General features: G+C 66.8%; 19 protein-coding genes. 13 read left to right on the top strand and 6 right to left on the bottom strand.

Annotated features, from left to right (window positions below):
- Positions 1–100: 100 nt before the first annotated feature.
- The 5 genes from AC3A6Y_RS23030 to AC3A6Y_RS23010 all read left to right on the top strand — a co-directional run bounded on the left by AC3A6Y_RS23030 (position 101) and on the right by AC3A6Y_RS23010 (position 6,713).
- Positions 101–2,251 (top strand): glycoside hydrolase family 3 N-terminal domain-containing protein, encoded by a 2,151-nt coding sequence (locus tag AC3A6Y_RS23030; protein ID WP_487870565.1) that lies wholly within the window; start codon positions 101–103, stop codon positions 2,249–2,251.
- Positions 2,252–2,402: 151 nt separating this feature from the next.
- The gene (locus tag AC3A6Y_RS23025; protein WP_487870564.1) at positions 2,403–3,263 is read left to right on the top strand and encodes an HTD2 family dehydratase; all 861 of its coding nucleotides are present in this window, start codon (positions 2,403–2,405) and stop codon (positions 3,261–3,263) included.
- 37 nt (positions 3,264–3,300) lie between these two features.
- Positions 3,301–4,491, top strand: coding sequence for a CaiB/BaiF CoA transferase family protein (locus tag AC3A6Y_RS23020; protein WP_487870563.1), 1,191 nt, complete (start codon positions 3,301–3,303; stop codon positions 4,489–4,491).
- Between the two features lie 10 nt (positions 4,492–4,501).
- Positions 4,502–5,329, top strand: coding sequence for an HpcH/HpaI aldolase/citrate lyase family protein (locus tag AC3A6Y_RS23015; RefSeq protein WP_487870562.1), 828 nt, complete (start codon positions 4,502–4,504; stop codon positions 5,327–5,329).
- 37 nt (positions 5,330–5,366) lie between these two features.
- Complete coding sequence (locus AC3A6Y_RS23010) at positions 5,367–6,713, top strand: class-II fumarase/aspartase family protein (RefSeq protein ID WP_487870561.1); 1,347 nt, start codon at positions 5,367–5,369, stop codon at positions 6,711–6,713.
- Positions 6,714–6,717: 4 nt separating this feature from the next.
- Here the strand turns inward: AC3A6Y_RS23010 and AC3A6Y_RS23005 are convergent, their stop codons facing one another.
- Positions 6,718–7,647: a LysR family transcriptional regulator gene (locus tag AC3A6Y_RS23005; protein ID WP_487870560.1), complete on the bottom strand. Its 930-nt coding sequence runs from the start codon at positions 7,645–7,647 to the stop codon at positions 6,718–6,720.
- A 148-nt stretch (positions 7,648–7,795) separates the two neighbouring features.
- Here AC3A6Y_RS23005 and AC3A6Y_RS23000 point away from each other — a divergent pair, with 148 nt between their 5' ends.
- The 3 genes from AC3A6Y_RS23000 (at position 7,796) to AC3A6Y_RS22990 (ending at position 12,201) form a co-directional block, all read left to right on the top strand.
- Complete coding sequence (locus AC3A6Y_RS23000; RefSeq protein ID WP_487870559.1) at positions 7,796–8,767, top strand: Bug family tripartite tricarboxylate transporter substrate binding protein; 972 nt, start codon at positions 7,796–7,798, stop codon at positions 8,765–8,767.
- A 1-nt stretch (position 8,768) separates the two neighbouring features.
- Complete coding sequence (locus tag AC3A6Y_RS22995) at positions 8,769–10,793, top strand: 4-oxalomesaconate tautomerase (protein WP_487870558.1); 2,025 nt, start codon at positions 8,769–8,771, stop codon at positions 10,791–10,793.
- Between the two features lie 118 nt (positions 10,794–10,911).
- On the top strand, positions 10,912–12,201 hold the full coding sequence (locus tag AC3A6Y_RS22990; RefSeq protein WP_487870557.1) for a porin: 1,290 nt from the start codon (positions 10,912–10,914) through the stop codon (positions 12,199–12,201).
- A 41-nt stretch (positions 12,202–12,242) separates the two neighbouring features.
- Here AC3A6Y_RS22990 and AC3A6Y_RS22985 read toward each other — a convergent pair whose 3' ends face one another.
- Positions 12,243–12,452, bottom strand: coding sequence for a hypothetical protein (locus AC3A6Y_RS22985; RefSeq protein WP_487870556.1), 210 nt, complete (start codon positions 12,450–12,452; stop codon positions 12,243–12,245).
- Between the two features lie 177 nt (positions 12,453–12,629).
- On the opposite strand from AC3A6Y_RS22985, the gene AC3A6Y_RS22980 reads away from it, so the two are divergent.
- The 4 genes from AC3A6Y_RS22980 (at position 12,630) to AC3A6Y_RS22965 (ending at position 17,660) form a co-directional block, all read left to right on the top strand.
- Entirely contained in the window at positions 12,630–13,049 is a 420-nt protein-coding gene (locus AC3A6Y_RS22980; RefSeq protein ID WP_487870555.1) for a hypothetical protein, read from the top strand.
- A gap of 404 nt (positions 13,050–13,453) precedes the next feature.
- Positions 13,454–14,059, top strand: a complete 606-nt coding sequence (locus AC3A6Y_RS22975) for a class I SAM-dependent methyltransferase (protein WP_487870554.1) — start codon at positions 13,454–13,456, stop codon at positions 14,057–14,059.
- 29 nt (positions 14,060–14,088) lie between these two features.
- Complete coding sequence (locus tag AC3A6Y_RS22970) at positions 14,089–15,672, top strand: MFS transporter (protein ID WP_487870553.1); 1,584 nt, start codon at positions 14,089–14,091, stop codon at positions 15,670–15,672.
- On the top strand, positions 15,669–17,660 hold the full coding sequence (locus AC3A6Y_RS22965; protein ID WP_487870552.1) for a hypothetical protein: 1,992 nt from the start codon (positions 15,669–15,671) through the stop codon (positions 17,658–17,660). Before AC3A6Y_RS22970 ends, AC3A6Y_RS22965 begins: the two co-directional genes overlap by 4 nt.
- Positions 17,661–17,677: 17 nt before the next feature.
- On the opposite strand, the gene AC3A6Y_RS22960 is transcribed toward AC3A6Y_RS22965, so the two are convergent.
- Entirely contained in the window at positions 17,678–18,052 is a 375-nt protein-coding gene (locus AC3A6Y_RS22960) for a helicase SNF2 (RefSeq protein WP_487870551.1), read from the bottom strand.
- 149 nt (positions 18,053–18,201) lie between these two features.
- On the opposite strand from AC3A6Y_RS22960, the gene AC3A6Y_RS22955 reads away from it, so the two are divergent.
- Positions 18,202–18,573 (top strand): cupin domain-containing protein, encoded by a 372-nt coding sequence (locus AC3A6Y_RS22955; protein WP_487870550.1) that lies wholly within the window; start codon positions 18,202–18,204, stop codon positions 18,571–18,573.
- Positions 18,574–18,696: 123 nt separating this feature from the next.
- Here the strand turns inward: AC3A6Y_RS22955 and AC3A6Y_RS22950 are convergent, their stop codons facing one another.
- The 3 genes from AC3A6Y_RS22950 to AC3A6Y_RS22940 are packed head-to-tail and all read right to left on the bottom strand — an operon-like array spanning position 18,697 to position 20,714.
- Positions 18,697–19,218, bottom strand: coding sequence for a hypothetical protein (locus AC3A6Y_RS22950; RefSeq protein WP_487870549.1), 522 nt, complete (start codon positions 19,216–19,218; stop codon positions 18,697–18,699).
- 12 nt (positions 19,219–19,230) lie between these two features.
- Positions 19,231–19,758: a carboxymuconolactone decarboxylase family protein gene (locus AC3A6Y_RS22945; RefSeq protein WP_487870548.1), complete on the bottom strand. Its 528-nt coding sequence runs from the start codon at positions 19,756–19,758 to the stop codon at positions 19,231–19,233.
- Positions 19,758–20,714 (bottom strand): Bug family tripartite tricarboxylate transporter substrate binding protein, encoded by a 957-nt coding sequence (locus AC3A6Y_RS22940; protein WP_487870547.1) that lies wholly within the window; start codon positions 20,712–20,714, stop codon positions 19,758–19,760. Before AC3A6Y_RS22940 ends, AC3A6Y_RS22945 begins: the two co-directional genes overlap by 1 nt.
- Positions 20,715–20,720: the final 6 nt, after the last annotated feature.

Genomic DNA, 20,720 nt, shown 5'->3' with positions numbered 1-20,720 from the left:
TGTCACTTTTGGTTTCATCGCGTCGTCCGCCCCACGCGGCCGATGGCCCCCCGCAGCATGCCATCATTGACGCCCCTTGGGTAACGCTTGGAAGTCTCCGATGAGTCGCATCGACACCCTCATGGCCCGCATGACGCTGGCCGAAAAGCTCGGCCAGCTCACGATGACCGCCTCCAGTTATACGGTCACCGGGCCGGTGCTCGCGGGAGACTCCACGCAGTCGATCATCGACGGCACGGTCGGCAACCTGTTGAACATGGTCGGTGCCGGACCCACGCACGAGATGCAGCGGCTGGCGGTCGAGAAGTCACGGCTGCGCATTCCGCTGCTGATCGGCCTGGACATCATCCACGGGCATCGCACGCTCTTTCCGATCCCCCTTGCCGAAGCGGGCGTCTTCGACGAAACGCTCTGGGAGCGCACGGCGCGCGAGGCAGCGCGCGAAGGCGCGGCCGAAGGCCTGGCGATGACCTTCGCCCCCATGCTCGACGTGTCGCGCGATCCTCGCTGGGGCCGCACCGCGGAAGGCCCGGGCGAAGACCCGTGGCTCAATGCGCGCATCGCGCGGGCCAAGGTGCGCGGCTTCCAGGGGCAAGACCTGTCGTCGGCCGACTCGCTGGCCGCCTGTGCGAAGCACTTCGTTGCCTACGGCGGCGTCAACGCGGGGCGGGAGTACGCCGAGGTGGACATCTCCGAGCGCACCCTGCGCGAAGTGCATCTGCCGGGCTTCGCAGCGGCCGTGCGCGCCGGCGTCGCGACGCTCATGCCGGCCTTCACCGATCTCAACGGCGTGCCGATGACGGCGCACATCCCCCTGCTGCGCGACTGGCTGCGCGGGGAGATGGGCTTCGACGGCGTCATCGTCAGCGACTACAACGCGATCGCGGAGCTGATCAAGCACGGCGTTGCCGCCGACCTCGCCGATGCCGCGGTGCTGGCGCTGAAGGCCGGCGTCGACGTCGACATGATGGCCGACGCTTACCGCAAGGGCCTGCCGATCGCCCTCGAGCAGGGCCGGGTGACGATCGAAGAGATCGACGCGTCGGTGCGGCGCGTGTTGCGGCTCAAGGAGCAGCTCGGCCTGTTCGACGACCCGTACCGCCGCGGCGCGACGCCGGAGCCGGCCGCGGCCGTCGCCGAGCGCCGCGCGCTGGCGCGCGACGTCGGGCGCAAGGCCGTCGTCCTGCTGAAGAACGAGCGCGACATCCTGCCCTTGCCCGCGGCGGCGAAGGCGCTGTGCGTGGTCGGGCCGCTGGCCGACGCAAGCACCGAGATGAAAGGCCCGTGGTGGGGCGCCGGCGAACACGAGCCCGCCGTCAGCGTGCTGGCCGGCTTGCGCGCGGCGCTGCCGCAGACCGACATACGCCATGCCCCCGGCGTCGCCATCGACAGCGCCGATGACAGCGGCATCGAAGCCGCCGCCCAGCTGTGCGACGGCGCCGACGCGGTCCTGCTGTGCCTGGGCGAGCGCGCCTCGATGAGCGGCGAAGCGGCGAGCCGCGCCACGCCCGCGCTTCCCGGGCAGCAGCAGGCGCTGGCAGAAGCCGTGGTGGCCCGGGCCCGTTCGCTCGGCATCCCGGTTGTCGCGATCCTGTTTTCGGGCCGTCCGCTCGTCATCCCTTGGCTGGCCGAGCACGCCGATGCGCTCCTGGCTGCGTGGTTCCTCGGCGTCGAGGCCGGCCACTCGATCGCCGACGTGGTCACGGGCCGGGCATCGCCCAGCGGGCGCACGCCCATGAGCTGGCCGCGCGTCGTCGGACAGGTGCCGATCTACTTCGGCCAGCGCCCCACCGGCAGGCCGATGAATCCTGCCGACTATTACACGAGCAAGTACCACGATGTGGACAACACGCCGCTGTATGCCTTCGGCCACGGCTTGACCTACGGCCGGTTCAGCTATGACGCGCTCCGGGTCGAGCCGCCGCGCGTGCGCGAGCAGGACCTGCTGACGGTCAGCGTCAGCCTGCGAAACCTTGGCGCACGCGAGGCCGAAGAGACGGTCTTCCTGTTCATCCGCGGCAAGCGGAACCGGGTCACCCGGCCGCTGCTGGAGCTCAAAGGCTACGCCAAACTGCGATTGAGGCCTGGCGAAGCCGGCTCGGTGACGCTGGAGCTGCCGGCGGCCGAGCTGGGCTACCTCGGGCCGGACCTGCAGCCCTTGTTCGAAGCGGGCGAGGTCGACATCTTCGTCGGACCGAGTGCCGAGCAAGCCGGGTTGTTGCGCCAGACCATCGAGATCGACGCATCCTGAACCGATCCGGCCCCCTACCGCGGGCTCCGATGCCATTGATACGTGCGATGCATCAATTGTTCTGAATCTTGCAATTCACTTTGTCCGGCCTGCGCGCGAGACTCGTTCGCAAGGGGTCCTCAGAAGCAGGAGCCCAACCGGAGACAAGTGAGTGACCTTGCAAGCTGAAGAACTTCGCGCCTGGATCGGGCGCAGCGAGACCATCCAGGACGTCATCAACCCGACGCCGGTAGTCGCGTTGACCGCCACGCTGGACCACCCTTCGACGCCCGTCGAGACCGGCACCACCTTGCCGTACCTTTGGCACTGGCTGTATTTCCTGCCGATGCATCGACAGTCCGAAATCGGCGCCGACGGGCACGCCAAGCGCGGCGGCTTTCTTCCTCCGGTGCCGTTGCCTCGCCGCATGTGGGCGGGCAGCCAGTTCGAGTTCCGCTCGCCGATACGAGTCGGTGACCGGGTTGCGCGAACCTCGACCATCGACGACGTGACCGTCAAGGAGGGCCGCACCGGCACGCTGGTTTTCGTGAAGGTGAGGCACGAGGTGCGCTGCAACGCCAGCAGCGACCCGGCGCTCGTCGAATTCCACGACATCGTCTACCGCGAGGCGCAGGGGCCGAACGATGTCGCCCCGCCGCCACAAGCCGCGCCCGCGGAAGCCCCATGGAAGCGCTCCATCGTGCCGGACGACGTGCTGCTGTTTCGCTACTCGGCGCTAACCTTCAATGGCCACCGCATCCACTACGACAGGCAGTACGTCACCAAGGTCGAGGGCTATCCGGGCCTGATCGTGCATGGACCGTTGATCGCAACGCTGCTGATGGATCTCCTTCGGCGCCATATGCCGCAAGCCGATGTGGCCAGCTTTCGATTCAAGGCGGTGCGTCCGACCTTCGACCTTCATCCTTTCCAGCTCCAGGGGCAGCCTCAGGCCGACGGCAAGACCATCCGGCTCTGGGCCTCCGACCACGAAGGCTGGCTCACGATGGACGCCACTGCGGTCCTGCGCTGATCTCCATCGAACCACCCACACTCGGACAGAGCAACACATGCAGCCACTCAAAGGCCTGACGGTCGTCACGCTCGAGCACGCGATCGCGGCGCCTTTCGCCACGCGCCAGCTCGCTGACCTCGGCGCACGCGTCATCAAGATCGAACGACCAGGTTCGGGCGATTTCGCCCGAGGCTATGACGAGCGCGTGCACGGATTGGCGTCCCATTTTGTCTGGACCAACCGCTCCAAGGAAAGCCTGACGCTCGACGTCAAGCATCCCGAGGCGGCCACGATTCTGGAACGCCTGGTGATGGAGAAGGCAGATGTCGTCGTACAGAATCTCGCGCCCGGCGCCGCTGCGCGCCTTGGCCTCGGTTATGAAAAGCTGTCCGCCGCAAAGCCGGGGTTGATCGTGTGCGACATCTCGGGCTATGGCGACGACCCGATCAACCCCGGGCCGTACCGCGACAAGAAGGCCTACGACCTTCTCATTCAGAGCGAGGCGGGGTTCGTCTCGGTCACGGGCACGCCCGACGAACCGTGCAAGGCCGGTCCGTCGATCGCCGACATCGCCGCAGGCATGTACGCGTACAGCAGCATCCTCGCGGCGCTGCTGCAGCGCGGCCAGACCGGCAAGGGCCAGCGCATCGACATCTCGATGCTGGAGTCGCTCGTTGAATGGACCAGCTATCCGCTCTACTACGCCTTCGAAGGTGCGGCGCCTCCTCCGCGAACCGGCGCCAGTCATGCAACGATCTATCCCTACGGGCCATTTCCCACGGGCGACGGCAACATGGTGATGCTGGGCCTCCAGAATGAACGCGAGTGGGCCAGCTTCTGCGAGAAGGTGCTGCAGCAACCGGCGCTGACGACCGACCCTCGCTTCACCGCGAACTTCAAGCGGGTGGCCGAGCGCGAGGCGCTGCGCGGGATCATCGTGGACGCCTTCTCGTCCCTGAGCAGAGCGCAGGTGGTGGAGCGGCTCGAGCTCGCGCAAATCGCCAATGCCCAGGTCAACACCATGAACGACGTCTGGGCCCACCCGCAATTGAAGGCGCGCGGGCGTTGGACCGAAGTCGGCTCGCCGAATGGCCCGCTGCCCGCCATGCTGCCGCCCGGCACCTGGGATGTGGGCCCGCGCATGGACCCCGTGCCGGCGCTCGGCCAGCATACCGACGCGATCCTGGCCGAGCTGGGCTACGGTGCAGCCGAGATCGATGCGTTGCGCGCTTCCAGGGCCGTCTGAGGTGAGCGACATGTCCCTTCCTTCCGACATCCCTCGCACGTACCTCTTCGTTCCCGGCACCCGGCCGGAACGCTTCGGCAAGGCGCTGGCGAGCGGCGCGGATGCCGTCATCCTGGACCTTGAAGACGCGGTCGCAGCGGACGACAAGGCGCTCGCTCGCCACGCGATCGCAGACTGGTTGCGCACCGCCTCCGCGGACGATCGGTCGCGCACAGTGGTGCGCATCAACGATGCCGCGTCGCCGTGGTTCGACGACGACCTGGCGGCGCTGCGCAAGGTCGGGGCCGGCAGACTTCTGCTGCCCAAGGCCGAGTCTGCACAGCAGGTCGAGGCCACGCTGGCCGCGCTGCCCGGGGCCAGCGTTCTCGCACTGATCGAAAGTGCGCGCGGAGTGGCCGGCGTCGGCACGGTCGCCGCCGCGGGCGTGTCGCGCCTGGTGTTCGGCACCTTGGACTTTGCATTGGACCTGGGCATCGAGATCGAAAGCGACGCCACGGGTCTCGCCTACGCGGCCAGCCGCATCGCGCTTGCCTCGCGCGCGGCCGGCCTGCCCGCGCCGGTCGCCGGAGTCACGCCCCAGCTGGAGGATCGCAAGCGCCTCCTGGCCGACCTGGCCTCTGCGCGAGCTCTTGGCTTCGGCGCCAAGCTGTGCATCCATCCGAGCCAGGTGGAGCCCATTCACAGCGCGCTGAGGCCCACGGCAGAAGCATTGGCGTGGGCGCAGCGAGTGCTGGCAGCCGATGCCGCGTCCCCGGGCGCTGCGCGCCTCGATGGCCGCATGGTCGACCGCCCTGTGGTGCTGCAGGCACAACGCACGCTGGCCATGGCCCGCGACTGAAACCTACCCTAATAACCTGCCCGGAAAGACCCACACCATGGCCTCCACCATCATCGACTCGCGCATCTTCGGCGACATGTTCAGCGACGCGCGCATGCGCGACGTGTGGTCCGACGAGAACCGGACCGCCAAGTACCTCGACATCGAACGCGCGCTGGCCAAGGTCCAGGGCGAGCTCGGCATCATCCCCAAGGAGGCAGCGGACGAGATCGTCCGCAACTGCGAGCTGTCCCAGATCGACTGGGCGAAGCTCAAGGCCAAGACCGAGCAGATCGGCTACCCGATCATCGCGGTCGTCAACCAGATCAACGCCAACTGCCGCGACAAGCTGGGCGAGTATTGCCATTGGGGCGCCACCACCCAGGACATCACCGACACGGCCGCGGTGCTGCAGATGCGCGAAGGCCTCGCCCTGGTCGAGCAGGATCTGGACGAGATCGGCGGCGCACTGGCCAGGCTGGCAAAGAAGTACCGCGACACGCCGGTGATCGGCCGCTCCAATCTGCAGCAGGCCACACCGATCACCTTCGGCTACAAGATGGCGAGCATCCTGGCCGGCATCGACCGCCACCGCGAGCGCCTGCAGCAGCTCAAGCCGCGGGTGCTGATGGGAGAGTTCGGGGGCGCGTCCGGCACGCTCTCGTCGCTGGAGAAGGGTGCGATGGAAACCCAGGCCGGCCTGATGAAGGAACTCGGCCTGGCCCAGCCGCTGATCTCCTGGCACACGGTGCGCGACACCATCGCGGAGGTGGGCGCCTTCCTTGGGCTGGTGGGCGGCTCGCTCGGCAAGATCGCCATGGACGTCAAGCTGATGATGCAGACCGAAGTGGCCGAGGTGTTCGAGCCTTTTGCACCCGGCCGCGGTTCGTCCTCGACCATGCCGCAGAAGCGCAACCCGATCTCCTGCCTGTACATCCATGCCAACATTTCCGTGGCACGCCAGCATGTCGCAGCGCTGATGGACGCGATGGTGGCCGACCACGAGCGCTCGACCGGCCCTTGGGAGATCGAATGGGTGTCCCTGCCGGAGATCTTCTGCCTGATGTCCGGGGCGCTGAAGCAGACCAGGTTCATCCTCGAGGGTTTGGAGGTCGATGCCGCACGCATGCGCGCCAACATCGATCTCACGAACGGCCTGGTGATGTCCGAAGCGGTGATGATGGGACTGGGCCCCTACATCGGCCGCGAGTACGCGCACGACCTCGTCTATGACCTCTGCCGCGAAGCGATCGGCAAGAATCGTCCGCTGATCGAAATCCTGTCCGAGCACCCGGAGATCGGCAAGCACGTCACGCGCGCCCAACTCGAAGCCATGTGCGACCCGGTCAACAACCTCGGCCAGGCCGGCGCGATGGTCGATCGGGTCCTGGCGGCACGCCGCTGAGCCTTCAAGCCGAAGCGCGCTTTCTCCCGGGCTGGATGCGCCGGCCCTTCATGTCGGCGAAGAATTCGAAGAACTGCAGGGCGGCCGGAGAAAGGGTGCGGCCCTTTCGCCGGATCAGCCCGACCTTGCGACTGACGACGGGCTCGACCAACGGCACGCTGACCAGAAGCGGGTGATCGGCGCCCGGCATGGCGATCGACGGAACTGCCGCGACGCCGAGCCCGGCTTCGACCAACCCCAGCATCGTCGTGACGTGCTGCGCCTCGTAGATGGCTTGCGGGCGCCCCGGCAAACCCGAGAGCGCCTGGTCCAGCAGCAGGCGGTTTCCGGACGCCTTGCTCACCGAGATGTAGTCGTACTGCGCCAGTTCCGTCCAGCTCACCCTGCGCTTGCCTGCGAGCGCATGGTCGCGCCGGCAAGCGGCGACGAAGCGCTCCTCCAGCAGCGGCCTGAACTCGATGTCGGGTTCCTGGCCTCCGATGAAGTTCAACCCGAAATCCGCCTCGCCGCGCGACACGGCGGCCAGCACCTCGTTGGCGCTCGCATCGAAGACCTTGACCCGGACCTTCGGATAGCGCTCGTGATAGCGCGAGATCACCTGCGACACGAAGTAGTAGACCGTCGACGGCACGCAGGCGATGGTGACCTCGCCCATGCGCGTTGCCGCCACGCCGCGGATGCCCAGCAGCGTGAGATCCAGGTCGTCCAGCAACTGCTGCACCTTCCGGTCGAAGTCTCGCCCGACCGCCGTCAGGCTCACCCGCCGCGTGGTCCGCTCCAGCAGCCGTACGCCGAGCGCTTCTTCCAGCTTCTCGATGCGCCTGCTGAACGCGGGCTGCGAAACGTGCAGCGCATCGGCGGCCTTGCGGAAGCTGCTCAGCTCCGCGACGGCACGGAAAGCCTGGAGGTCGTTGAGGTTGAAGTTGATCGCCATCGGTCTGGCTCCCGCGAACTGCTTGACTGATCGACAGTGTGCATCAATCGATCCTAACTATGCAATTCACAGCAACCATCGAAGCGAAGACCATAGCGCCACGGTCAAGGAAGCGACCTTGAGCCACTTTCAACCATCGGAGACATGAATGCAATTTCGTAACGCACCCGTCCTGTGCGCCCTGGCCTCGGCTGCGGCGCTCTTGTGCAGCAGCGCGCTCGCCGCCTATCCCGAAAAATCGATCACCATCGTCGTTCCGACCGCTGCCGGCGGTGCCAACGACGCCATGGCACGGGTCATCGGCCAAGCCATGTCGGCTGCGCTCAAGCAGCCGGTCGTCGTCGACAACAAGGCGGGCGCCAATGGCGCGATCGCCAGCGAGTTCGTGATGCGTGCCGCGCCGGACGGCTACACGCTGATGCTCGGCTATGTCGCCACGCATGCGATGAATCCCGCATTGCAGAAGCTGCGCTACGACCCGGTGAAGGACTTCGAACCCGTGGGCATGGTGGGCACGTCCGCGACGCTGATGGTCGTGACTCCCGCCGTCAAGGCGAACAACGCAAAGGAACTGGTCGCCGAGCTGAAGGCCGCACCCGACAAGACGAGCTACGCGTCTGCCGGCAACGGGACCGCACCGCATTTCGCCGCCGAGATGTTCAAGCTCTCGACCGGCACCAGCATGCTCCACGTGCCGTACAAGGGGTCGGCGCCTGCGATCACCGACACCATCGGCGGTCAGACGCAGGTGATGTTCCCCAGCCTCTTCACCGCCATGCCCTACGTGAAGGCCGGCAAGCTGAAGGCGATCGGCGTGGCAGGCACCAAGCGTTCGCCGCAGATGCCGGACGTGCCGACGCTCAAGGAGCAGGGCGTCGACAACGTGGATGTCTCGCAGTGGTACGGCATTTTCGCGCCGGCCAAGACCCCGAAGGCGGTGATCGAGCAACTCAACAAGGTGCTCAATGCGGCATTGGCCGACAAGGCGGTGGTCAAGAAGCTGGAGGACCACGGCGCCGAGGTGGAAGCGATGACATCCGAGCAGATGCGCACCTATGTGCAGCAGGAGCAGGTCAAGTGGAAGAAGGTGGTCCAGGCTGCAAAGCTTTCGGCCGACTGAGATGAGCAGGACCATTCCCTGCGTGCTGATGCGTGCGGGTACCTCGCGCGGCCCCTTCTTCCTGCGGGAGTGGCTGCCTGAAGGCGACGAGGAGCGCGACCAGGCACTGATCGGCGCCATTGGTGCCTCCGATCCGCTGCAGCTCGACGGCGTGGGCGGCGGCAGCACCCTCAACAGCAAGGTCGCCATCGTTTCCCGTTCGAAAGAACCGGGCTGCGATCTGGACTACCTGTTCGCGCAGGTGGGGGTCGGACACCGTTCCGTCGACACCCGGCCGAACTGCGGCAACATGCTGTCGGGCGTCGCGCCCTTCGCGATCGAGCAGGGGCTGATCGAGGCGCAGGACGGAATCACGCAGGTGCGCGTCTTCAACGTCAACACACGATCGCGCATCGACGTCACCGTCAGAACGCCGGGAAAGCGCGTCACTTACGAGGGAGACGCGCGAATCGACGGCGTGGCCGGTACGGCTGCACCGATCCTCCTCAACTTCCTGGACGCGTGGGGCGCGGTGACGGGCAAGGTCTTCCCGACCGGTCGGCGCATCGACACGATCGACGGCATCGAGGTGACGTGCATCGATGCGGCGATGCCGCTCATGATCGTGCGCGCGCGTGACCTGGGCGTCAGCGGCGGCGAAAAGCCAGCAGCGCTCGATTCGAATGCGGCATTGCTGGAGCGGCTGGAAAACCTTCGTCTTCAGGCCGGCCAGCTTATGGGGCTCGGGGATGTGTCGGGCAGCGTCATTCCCAAGCCGGTGCTGGTCAGCGCGGGAGACTCGCCGGACAGCATCACCTCGCGCTACTTCACCCCGCTGCGCTGCCATGCTTCGCATGCGGTCACGGGTGCCATCGGCGTTCTCAGCGCCTTCGCGCTGCCTGGCACGGTCGCAAGCACCGCTGCCCGCGAGCCGGGTCGTCACAACCTGGTTCTCCTGCACCCGGCAGGCCAGATCGACGTGGAGGTCGAGCTTGAAGGCCGAGCTGAGGAAGCGACGGTCAAGGCGGCGGCGCTGGTGCGTACCGCCAGAAAGATCATGCAGGGCGAGATGGAGTTGCCCGACTATGTCTTCACGCGGCCCGAAGCCGTTGCACGTCCATCGGCCACGTTCCCGCGCAAACCCATCACGATCATCGTGCCGACGCGTGCGGGCGGCGGCAACGACACGATGGCCAGGATCATCGCGGCCGAACTGAAGCCCTTGCTCGGCCAGGAAGTCCTCGTGGACAACCGGGCCGGCGCAAATGGTGCCATCGCGAGCGAGTTCGTGGCCAGGGCGGAACCGGACGGCCACACCCTCATGTTCGGCTACGTGGGTACCCATGCCATGAACCCCGCACTCCAGAAGCTGGGCTACCACCCCGTCAAGGACTTCGAGCCGGTCGGCTTGGTCGGATCGTCGCCGACCCTGATGGTGGCCAACCGGCACGCCGGCTTCGACGACGTTCCCGACCTCCTGCAGCGCCTGCGCAACGGGCCGGGCACCGTCACCTACGCGTCGGCCGGCGACGGTACGCCGCCACACTTCGCGGCGGAGTTGTTTCAACTCAACACCGGCACGAAGATGGAAGGCAGAAGCTACGAGGGTGCGGCGCCTGCCATCGTGGACACGCTCCACGGTCGCGCGCAAGTCATGTTTCCGAGCCTGTTCACTGCACACCCCTTCATCCTCGACGGCCGGCTGCGTGCCCTCGCGGTCGCGGCCCCGGCGCGCCTCGAAGCACTGCCTTCCGTGCCCACGCTGTCGGAAGCAGGCATCGAAGGGGTCGATGTCTCGCAGTGGTACGGCCTGTTTGCCCCGGCACGCACCTCGCCCGCAGTGATCGCACAGATCAACCGCGCCCTGAACGAGGTTCTTGCCCTTCCGCAAGTGGTCGCTCGATTCGAACGCCAAGGTGCGAGCGTCGAGGCCGGTCCTCCCGCTGCGCTGCGGGATCGCGTTCGGCACGAGTTCGATCGTTGGCAGGACGTGGTCGCCGAGGGCGGCCTGGCGCCGCAAGACATCCGCCTGCTTGCGGCAGATTGAGCCGCCGAATCATCCAGACCGGCGCGCGTTGCCGAACCCTCTGGCGGCATGTTGCCGCCTTCACTGCCGGCGTCGCAAGGCGCCGGTCCTCCTCGCTCGACCCTCGGAGACATTTGCTATGCGTAAGTCCTTGATCACCTTTGCGGCGCTGGCCGCGACGGGCGCTGCTTCGGCGCAGTCGTCCGTGACGCTCTTCGGCGTCGCGGATACCGCCGTGAGTCACTACAGCGTCAAAAGCGCCTTCTACAACAACACGCTGGCGCTCCCGCCGGCGTCGACGCTGGCCTTCCAGGAGGTCACGCGCTCGCAGACTGCCCTGTCGAGCGGCGCCAACTCGTCGAGCCGGGTCGGCTTCCGCGGCACCGAAGATCTGGGCGGCGGTCTGGCAGCCGGCTTCTGGCTCGAGTCGGGCTTTACCCAGGACAGCGGCGCAACCGCTTTGACCTCCTTCAGCCGCCGCTCGACGGTGAGCCTGTCGGGCGGATTCGGCGAAATCCGACTCGGCCGAGACTATGTTCCGAGCTACTGGAACGAGAGCGTGTTCGACCCGATGGGTGCCGTGGGCGTCGGGGAAAACCTCATCAAGAGCATCAGCGGCAACATTGCCACGGCGCGCGGCCCCGGCTCCGCCATTGCCGCCAACGACAACGCGATCCGGGCATCCAACAGCGTGGGTTACTTTCTGCCCCGCAATCTGGGCGGCTTCTACGGTCAGGTCATGTACGCCCTGCCTGAGAACGTGAAGCACAGTTACCTGTCCGACAGTTCCCAGCGCGGACGCTACTACGGCGGCCGGTTCGGCTATGCCAACGGTCCGCTCGATGTAGCGCTCGCCTATGGACAGAGTACAGCCGCGGACACCTTGGTGATCAGCGAGGCCGGCGTCGTGGCCGGGACCCGGCTTTCCGAAAAGATTCGCACCGTCAACCTTGGAGCGTCCTACGATTTCGGTGTGCTCAAGCTGATGGGCGAGTTGTCGCAGGTCAAGGACAAGGCAGAGACCACCACCGCTCCCGCGACCGCCGGCAGACGCACCTTGACGGACAACGACGAGTACAACGGCGCCATGATCGGCATGACGGTCCCGGTCGGCGTTGGCGTATTCAAGGCCTCATACGCTCGCGTCAAGTTCAAGAACGATCTGGGTTTCACCACGCCGGCCTTGCTGGGCCTGGATCGCGACGCGTCGGTGAACAAGCTCGCGCTCGGCTACGTGCACAACCTCTCGAAGCGGACCGCGCTGTACGCAACGGTGGCTCGCGCCCGGATCAAGAACGGGCAGAACAATCCCGCCATCATGGGCGTCGCGCTCGGAGGCCCGGCCTTCTTGTCCACGGGTTCCGGGGTGGCGGGTTTGGCACCGCGCAGCGCCACGGGCTACGACTTCGGGCTGCGTCACGCATTCTGAAGTCGAGCGGGCAGCCAGTCAGGGGCACAGGAGACGAGTCGCTACCAGAACCGCCAGAGCCGCCGCTCAGGCTGCGGCTCGGGGTGCGCCTGCGAGGGCGCAGGGTTCGCCGCACGCTGGCGCCGACGCAGCTCGGTCTCGTGCTCGTGCGCGGGAAGGTGGGCGTGCCTCTCTCCGCGCAGCGCCAGGAGGCGCCACAGGCGCGCGCGCTCCATCAGCTGGTCATCGGGAAGGTCGCCTGGCTTCGTCATCCGGACGATTCTGCCGGCCTCACCGCCTGCAGGGGCGCGAAAAGCTTCCGGCTTTCCCAGGAACTTCGACATCCGTGGGCCGATCACGACATGTGCCGGCGTCGTTTATTTTTGAAGGCCCCGGATGCATGAACTGCCACGGCGGGTAGCACGACCCGATACTGCCCCGATGCGTCGATGGACTTCAAGGCGGCCGCTCGTACATTGCGCCGCATGCCAACGCACACCTCCACGCACCCGGCCCATCGGCACGGCGACCAAGGCGACGAACCTGACTGGCCCGTGAGGCAGCCCGGGAAGAGCGCTCAGCCGACACCCGGAGACTGGCTCTTTTCGAGCTTCTTCTTGTGCATGGCGGTGGCCGCATTGCCGCTGATCGGCACGCGCTGGACCATCGGGGAGGGCATGGCCAGTTGGCACGCCATCGAAGACGCCCTGCTGCTGGCGCTTCCCGTTCTCGTCCCCCTCCCCTTCCTCTTCGTGGCATGCGTCGTCGCGCTGGCCTTCCAGCCTGCCTCGCGAACGCCCGCGGCGTTCGGCTTTCTCTGCTTTGCCATCGCCATCGGGCTCGCCGCCCTGCATGCCCTGATCGCCTAGAAGCAGGCGCCGCTGGCCGACGTCACGGCAAGTGAGCCGCACCCTGCTGTGGAAAAGATGGCGGGCATGCGCACCAAGGTGGCGTGCTCCAATGCATCGCCTCCGCGCACATCGAACGTGCGGCCGCCAATGAGGAAATGGCATGCTGCAGTGCACCAAAACGCAGAAGTCAAGCCCTTGTTTTCCCCTCGGGCGGTGCATGACTCTGTGGATAACTACCTGAGCATCTCGCCGGAGCCGCATCCTGCTTGGCCTCCATTGCGGTGCTCATCGAACGAGCAGCCCGTGCGCGACTCGAGTTTTTTTTTCTGACCCGCGCCGGCGAACGAAGCCTTAGGTGTGATAGGCCGGGGCGCATGCCGACGCGCTGAGCCAGAATGCGGAGTTGAAAAAGGGATCTCCACATGGAATCAGTCCGTGCCGCCGCCTTCGACGAGTCCTACTATCAGCGCTATTACTTCGACAAGAAGACCAAGGTGGCGGACCCGCAGCACATCGAGCGCCTGGGCGCCTTTGTCTGCGCCTATCTGAAATACCTGCGCGTGCCCGTGCACCGGGTGCTGGACATCGGCTGCGGCGTCGGCCTCTGGCGCGACATCGTGGCGCAGCATTTCCCGCGGGCCAGCTATCACGGCGTGGAGTTCAGCGAATATCTTTGCGAGCGCTACGGGTGGGAGCGTGGTTCGGTCGTGGACTACAGCGCCCGCGAGCCGTTCGACCTTCTCATTTGCCAGGGCGTGCTCGCTTATCTGAGCCCGCCCGATCTGAAACGCGCGCTGAGCAACCTCGGCACCCTGACCCAGGGCGCGCTCTACGTGGAGGCCGTGGTGCGCGAAGACTACGAGCGCGACATCGTCGACGAAAACCTGACCGACCCGCAGCTCTTTCGCCACCGCGCCGAGCTGTACCGCCGCGGCCTGTCGCGGCAGTTCAAGGAGATTGGCGGCGGCGTGTGGCTCAGCCGGCAATCGGATGTGCCGCTGTTCTCGCTCGAGTGCGTGGCAGAGTAGCGAAGGAGCAAGGGACGCTGCGCCGGTCGATGTCCTCCGCATCCCATTCCCTCTGGTCGCCTTTGCGCCTGCCCGCGTTCCGTGGGCTGTGGACCGGCAGCGCCATCTACTTCACCGGCAATGCCATGCAGGTCATGGCGGCCTCGTGGCTCATGGTGGAGCTCACGGGCTCCTCTTTCCTGGCGGCCCTGGTGCAGACCGCCGTGTTCCTGCCGATGTTCCTTTTGGCACTGCCGGCCGGCGTGCTGGCCGACACCACCGACCGGCGGCGGCTGATCCTGAATGCGCTGGCCGTTCAGGTCGGCATCGTCGTCGTCCTGTCCCTGCTCGCACTGGGCGGCTGGGCGGGGCCGGCAACCTTGCTGCTGTTCACCTTCGCCGCCGGCTGCTGCACGGCGCTGCTGTCGCCGGCCTGGAACACCAGCGTGGCCGACACGGTGCCGCGCGAGGACATGCCACAGGCCATCACGGCAATGTCGATCGCCTGGAACAGTGCGCGGGCATTGGGTCCCTCCGTCGCGGGCTTCGTGTTCGCATGGCTGGGTGCAGGCTGGGTATTCCTGCTCGCGGTGGCGAGCGCACTGGTGATGATGCAAGCGGTGCGACGCTGGCCCCCTGCCCCGCATGCGCAGTCGCCCCTGCCGGCGGAGCGCCTCTGGAGCGGCACTGTCGCGGGCCTGCGCTATGCACGGCACTCGCCGATGATCCTGGCCCAGCTGCTGCGCACGGTGGCCTACAGCGGCACGGGCGCGGCGCTCTGGGCACTGTTGCCGGCGATCGCGGCGCAACGACTCGACCTGGGCGCCGCGGGATTCGGCTTTCTCATGGGATGCCTGGGCACAGGTGCAGTCGCTGCGGGCCTGGTGCTGGGCAAGTTGCGCGCGCGCTTGGGGCTCGAGCGCCTCGTCGCGCTGGGGTGCCTGGTCTTCGCTGCCGTGATGCTCATCGCTGCGTTCGTGCGCATTCCCACGGTGGTCTTCCTGGCACTTGCCATCGGCGGCGCCGCCTGGATGGCCGTGATGGCCACCTTCAACACCGCCACGCAGTCCAGCGCGCCGCCATGGGTCCGTTCGCGCGCCGTGGCGCTGCACACGGTCAGCGCGCTGGGCTCCTTCGCCATCGGCTCGGCATTCTGGGGCGCCGTTTCCGGCCTCACCGGGCTGGCCGTTGCGCTCAGCATCGCGGCCCTCGCGATGACGGGAGGCATCTTTCTCGCCCGCTGGCTGCCGCTGCGCATGGGTGCTTCGCCCGAGGTCACGCCCGTCGCGCTGTGGGAAGATCTTTTCATCAAGGACCAGCCGCTTCCGGACGATGGACCGGTGTCCGTGGAGATCGGCTACCGCATCCGCGCCGGCGAAGCCGAGGAGTTCCTGAACGCCGTGACCCGGCTGCGCGCCTCGCGGCGGCGCGACGGCGCCACGCTGTGGCGCGTCTATCGCGACCTCGGCGATCCGTCGCGCTACGTCGAGCGATTCATCGTCGCCTCCTGGGCCGACTACCTGCACCAGCGTGCCCGGGCCACGCTGGCGGACCAGGAGACGGAGGCGCGTGTAAGGATGTTCCTGCGCGAGGGCGAAGCGGTCACGACACAGCACTACATTGCCGAGCGGTGAAACACCTCTTCCTCATCCTTCTGTTCCTCGCCGGCGCAGCGCATGCGCAGACGGTCGACAAGACGACACGGGCCAAGGTCGCCGGCAGCGGCGGAGAGCCTTTCGCCGGCGCGCTGCCCCACGACATCGTGAACGCGTCCGGCGTGGTGAACCCTGCGGCCTACAAAGCCATCGGCAACGCCTACAGCTCGCCGGCCGCGATCACCTACCGATTCGGCGAGCCGCCGACCCGCACGGATGTGCAGACATTTCCGCTGCGCGCCGATATCGGGCAGATCAGCCATTGCGGCGGCAGCTGCAAGATCGCGTACCAGCTCGGCAAGGAATCGACGGCCATGTCGAACAACTATGTCAGCACGCACGGCGCTGCGATCGGCGTGCCGCTCGCCGGCTCGTCGGTCTCCGATTCGGTGGCGTGGTTCCAGGCCTCTGCCGTGGATCGCAACACGTGGATGCAGCGCCCGCAGATCTTGTGGCAAGCGGGCAAGTTGCTGCCGTCCGCGATGGACGGCTACTACCGCGACGGCGTGCTGTCGCCGAACGAGGCGGCCGATCTCCCGATCGTCGCCGACCGCTGCGCCAACGCGGCGGACAGCTCCTGCCGGGTCTCGATCATCGGCACGCAGGGCAGCGCGACGAAAGGAGCCACGCTCTTCACGATCGGCAACACGACGGCCTCGAACCGCGCGTCGGTGCAGTTTCCGATCGGCCTCGTGCCGACCGGCATCAGCTCGACGGCCGGCGGCGAACTGGCCGTGGTGTCCCTGTGGGACACGGTCAACGTGAAAGGGAAGGTCGCCATCGTCTCGCTGGGCGCCACCTGCGAGGGCTGCACCCTGAAAGGTCCCCGCTACGACTGGTGGCACGGGTTCATCGATTCCGTGCACGTCGGCTTCTGGGACCAAGGCAACTTCATCTTCATGAAGATCGTCGGCTATGTCGACTTGCCCGACACCATGAAGGCGCCGACCGGCATCAAGGTCACCACGGGCATGACGCCCTTCGACGCGGTCGTGCATCCGGCGGGAAAAGAAGTCTCGAGCATCGGCCTGCTCGCCTCGCCGCTCGCGCAGAACCGCTCGAAGTTCCTGCCCGGCGGCGAGTTCCATGCCACCTATGCCAAGGGCGGGGTGGCCGTGGTCATTTCGAACTCGGAGAAGAAGGCCGCCTTCATCGATCTCGGCCCCTACCTCCGGTTCACGAACGGCATGTTCCTGAACAGCGACGAGAGCAACGCCAAGACCCGGAACATCGGCATGGGGCCCGACCAGTGGCCCTACCCGATTGCGGCGCACCCGCAATCGGCGCCCGTGCTGGTGAAGATCGTCCACCTCGACGCCAAGCCCACGGGGGTTGCGACGACCGTGCGCTCGTACTGGAACAAGGATGATCGCGAGCGCGTTCCCGGCACGCCCTACTGGCGAGCCACGCCCCGCCAACCCAGCGCGTGGATCGCCACGCAGGACGGCACGCTGCGCATCTACTCGCTCGGGCGCTATGCGGCCGGGCCCAAGCCGACGACGCCTGATCCCGCGGACATCGCCGAAGTGGGCCGCGTCACCGGCCTGGGCGCCGGCGTTACCGGGCTGTCGGAGTCGAAGGGCCTGGATCAGCGCCCGGATGCCTTGAATACCGCGGTGCTGTTCTACCGGCGCGCCGAGCGCCAATGGGGCTGGGTCGGCTTTCGCAACGACGGCACGGGCAGCGTGATCCGCCGGATGGCCGATTCGCGTGTCGACCCTGTCGCCGTGGTCGAGCTCGACCAGTATTCGACCAGCGGTTGCATGGTGGCCGTGGCGGATTATTCGGGCGCCTCGATCAAGCAGTACCGCTGCGGGATCGTGCGCTACTCCCTGCCGTCCAGCCAGACCGACTTCTGCCCGTCGGACGGTCCCGGCTGCCCGACGCTGACGCCGAATGGCGAGTACGCCGGGAGCCTGAGCCTGCCGTTCAGGCCGTTCGCGGTACACAGTTCGAACGCGCCCTGACGGCAGGGCGCTGCGCTTCAGATCGCGAGGCGATCGCCGCGCGCCGCTGCGCGGGCCTGGATGCGCATGCCGGCGCGGTCGACATGCGATTCGACCCGCATCACGCCCTGGCCGTAGCCTTCGGCATAGGGGTTCGCACTGCGAGCGGCCAGAATTCCTTGCGAACGAACCGAAGCGCGCTCGACCGAGCTGGCGATACGAGTGACGCCCTGCCCGGCCACCTCGCTGAAGCGGTCGCCGCTGCGTGCCGCCACGACGCCTTCAGCACGGACGGCGGCGCGGCTCTGGGTCGATGTGATCTTGGCCACGCCGTGATAGGTTTCTGCCTGGACGCCTGCGGCAGCGAGGATCGCGAACGCAAGGCCGGAGAGGAACTTGGAAGCGGTGTTCATCGTCGGACTCCTTCAAGTCGGGTGGGTGGTGTGGGATGAAGTCTGCGCCGCCAGGCGCCTCGCGTCTGTGCGTTTTCGCACCTCGGCGTTCATGTCCTGGAAAAATTCCGACCCTTCGAATATCGTTCTCGTTCTTCCGCGAGACGACCATGGCCCTGCCCCACGCCCACCTGCTCGACGTCATCGACACAGGCCCGCTCGGCGCAGCCGTGCACGACGCCGTCAGCACCAGCCTGCTCAAGACCAAGCGCCTGCAATTGCTGCACCTCATCCTGCCGGCACGCCGGGATCAGCCGGAGCATCACGTGGCCGACGAGTGCACCATTCATTGCCTCGAAGGCGATGTGGAGGTGAGAACGCCGGGAGGTATCCGCCGGCTTGCGCCGGGGCAACTGGTGGTGCTTCCAGCCGCGCAGCGCCATTCTCTTTCCGCGCGAGTCGATTCGGCCGTTCTGGTGACGCTGCTGCTGCACGACGGTGATGCAGGGGACGGGGGCGGCGCAGGCAATCGCGCTGCGTGACCTGAAGGCGACATCCGAGGTGACTCCGCTCGGTCAGGCCGAGCGGAAATACTTGCGGCAAGCTTGGCCGGGTGTTCGAGTGAAATTGCGCGCGAACGGCTGGCACGCAGCGCATCCTTGCCGCTACTCTCGACGGAACATCGTCCGACGCGTGTTCCGGAAGGCCGGGCGGACACGTGCGCTCCAGGCCGTGCCTCGAACCGCCAGCCAGGCGGGATTCCCCAGGACGTCAGGACTCGCGAGGTCGTAGCAGGCGTAGTAGCGCGGGGCGCCCCCTGCATCCAGGTAACGCGCTGCGCGCACCGTGCCGGGAACGCAAGCCAGGCCGGGCAGGTGCTCCTGTTCGTACCAGGCGTTGAGATCGTCTTCGTGCTCGGCCAATACGTCGGTTTCGACGACGTAGTGGCAGCAAGCGAGCTCGCCGGCGGACGCACCATCGAGCCTCTGAAGGCACTTCAATCGATGCCAGGAAATTCCCGGCCCCGTGCCATGCGCTGCAAAGGCCAGCTCGCCCGGCGCATAGATGTAGGTCCAGGGCCCTTCCATGGCGCGCATCGATTGGATGCCTGCGGCACCGCGCAGGGCTTCAGGAACTGCGTCGGGCGCGACCGATCGGTCGTGCTTGAGAAGCCACAAATCCTTCATGTTCCGCCCTCTTCAGTGAACGACATTGAGCGCCACGAGCAGGCGAGACACCATGTTGTACGCCGCGACCGTCGCCACGATCTCGACCACGCCCTTCGGATCGAAGTGCTGCGCAATCCTGGCCATGAGCGCGTCCGGCACCTTGACATCGCGGGTCATGGCATCGGTCAGTTCGAGGACGAGGCGCTCGAGGGGTTTGAATACGTCGGCAATCGAGGTGTCGCGCACCGCATCGATCTTCTCCATGCCGAGCCCCGCCTTTTGCGCATGCGGCACATGGGCGTCGAACTCGAAGCTGGCGCCATTGAGTACCGCGACGCGAAGGATCATGAGCTCGCGCAGAGCCGCGGGCACACCGGTCTGGTTGCGCACGGCGGTGAGCATGCGTTCCCAGCCCGACGCGATCGGCCCGCTGTTGAGAAGCACCTGGTAGAGCAGGGACACGCGGCCACGCTCGGCCATGATGCGGGCCTCGACCTCAGCCAGCTCGGGCCGAGTGCCCGGCTCGACGAGAGGGACGCGAATGTGGGTGTTCGTCATCACTCGGCCTTGATGTTCTTGGCGCGAACCAGCTTCGCCCATTTGGCGGAGTCCTGCTTCTGGATCGCCGCCAGCTCCTGTGGCGTCGATCCGGCAGGCTCGGTGCCTGTCTTGAGCAATTTCTCCCGCACGGCCGGGTTGGCCAAGGTGCTGCGCACCGCCTTGTTGAGCACCGCAATGACTTCCGGCGGCGTCTTGGCCGGCGCGAAAAGGGCGTACCAGTTGTTCGTGTCGACGCCCGGGATGCCTTGCTCCTCCAGTGTCTTGACATCGGGCAAAGAGGGGTGGCGCTTGCTCGAGGCGACGCCGAGGGCCTTGAGCCGCCCGCCCTGAAGATGTCCGAGCAGGCCCGGCACGTCGCCGAAAAAGCCGCTGATCTGGCCACCCATGAGGTCCGTGATCGCGGGCGCAGCGCCCTTGTAGGGAATGTGAAGCAGCTTGGCGCCGGTCGAGTCGGCCAGCTGCTCGATGGCCAGATGGGGAATGCTGCCGGTGCCCGAGGAGCCCATCGGTGTCGGCTCCTCCTTCTTCTTCGTCGCGGCGACGAATTCGGCCGCGTCCTTGACCGGGTTGCTCTGCTGAGTCACCAAGAGCTCGACATTGTTCACCACCAGCGACACCGGCGCAAAGTCGCGCTGCATGTCGTACGGAAGCTTCTCATAGAGCGAAGCGTTGATCGCCGCCGCGCCCACGCTGGTGAACCAGAGAGTGCCGCCGTCGGGTGCCGACTTCATGACGTCGACGGCACCGATGGCGCCATTGGCGCCCGGCTTGTTGTCGATGATGACCGGGCGTCCCAGCTCCTTGCCCAATTGCTCGGAGAGGGCGCGCGCAACCGCGTCGACCGGACCGCCGGAGGTGAACGAAACCACGATCCGGGTCGTCTTCGGCTGAGCCTGGGCGGCGGCCGCCATGCTTGCGGCGACGGCCATCGTGAGCAGATAGCGTTTGATCATGAATGT

This window comes from Variovorax sp. Soil_C_17 (assembly GCF_057657265.1).
Note: the sequence above shows the minus strand (reverse complement) of the source record. Positions and strands in the feature narration are given on the sequence as shown.

Bases quoted from the DNA above. Each gene is read 5' to 3' on its own strand.
- AC3A6Y_RS22970 (WP_487870553.1), top strand. From the start codon at position 14,089: ATGTCCTCCGCATCCCATTCCCTCTGGTCGCCTTTGCGCCTGCCCGCG.
- AC3A6Y_RS22995 (WP_487870558.1), top strand. From the start codon at position 8,769: ATGAGCAGGACCATTCCCTGCGTGCTGATGCGTGCGGGTACCTCGCGC.
- AC3A6Y_RS23015 (WP_487870562.1), top strand. From the start codon at position 4,502: ATGTCCCTTCCTTCCGACATCCCTCGCACGTACCTCTTCGTTCCCGGC.
- AC3A6Y_RS22990 (WP_487870557.1), top strand. From the start codon at position 10,912: ATGCGTAAGTCCTTGATCACCTTTGCGGCGCTGGCCGCGACGGGCGCT.
- AC3A6Y_RS23010 (WP_487870561.1), top strand. From the start codon at position 5,367: ATGGCCTCCACCATCATCGACTCGCGCATCTTCGGCGACATGTTCAGC.
- AC3A6Y_RS22945 (WP_487870548.1), bottom strand. From the start codon at position 19,758: ATGACGAACACCCACATTCGCGTCCCTCTCGTCGAGCCGGGCACTCGG.
- AC3A6Y_RS22940 (WP_487870547.1), bottom strand. From the start codon at position 20,714: ATGATCAAACGCTATCTGCTCACGATGGCCGTCGCCGCAAGCATGGCG.
- AC3A6Y_RS22975 (WP_487870554.1), top strand. From the start codon at position 13,454: ATGGAATCAGTCCGTGCCGCCGCCTTCGACGAGTCCTACTATCAGCGC.
- AC3A6Y_RS23000 (WP_487870559.1), top strand. From the start codon at position 7,796: ATGCAATTTCGTAACGCACCCGTCCTGTGCGCCCTGGCCTCGGCTGCG.
- AC3A6Y_RS22985 (WP_487870556.1), bottom strand. From the start codon at position 12,452: ATGACGAAGCCAGGCGACCTTCCCGATGACCAGCTGATGGAGCGCGCG.
- AC3A6Y_RS22950 (WP_487870549.1), bottom strand. From the start codon at position 19,218: ATGAAGGATTTGTGGCTTCTCAAGCACGACCGATCGGTCGCGCCCGAC.
- AC3A6Y_RS22960 (WP_487870551.1), bottom strand. From the start codon at position 18,052: ATGAACACCGCTTCCAAGTTCCTCTCCGGCCTTGCGTTCGCGATCCTC.
- AC3A6Y_RS23030 (WP_487870565.1), top strand. From the start codon at position 101: ATGAGTCGCATCGACACCCTCATGGCCCGCATGACGCTGGCCGAAAAG.
- AC3A6Y_RS22980 (WP_487870555.1), top strand. From the start codon at position 12,630: ATGGACTTCAAGGCGGCCGCTCGTACATTGCGCCGCATGCCAACGCAC.
- AC3A6Y_RS23020 (WP_487870563.1), top strand. From the start codon at position 3,301: ATGCAGCCACTCAAAGGCCTGACGGTCGTCACGCTCGAGCACGCGATC.
- AC3A6Y_RS23005 (WP_487870560.1), bottom strand. From the start codon at position 7,647: ATGGCGATCAACTTCAACCTCAACGACCTCCAGGCTTTCCGTGCCGTC.
- AC3A6Y_RS22955 (WP_487870550.1), top strand. From the start codon at position 18,202: ATGGCCCTGCCCCACGCCCACCTGCTCGACGTCATCGACACAGGCCCG.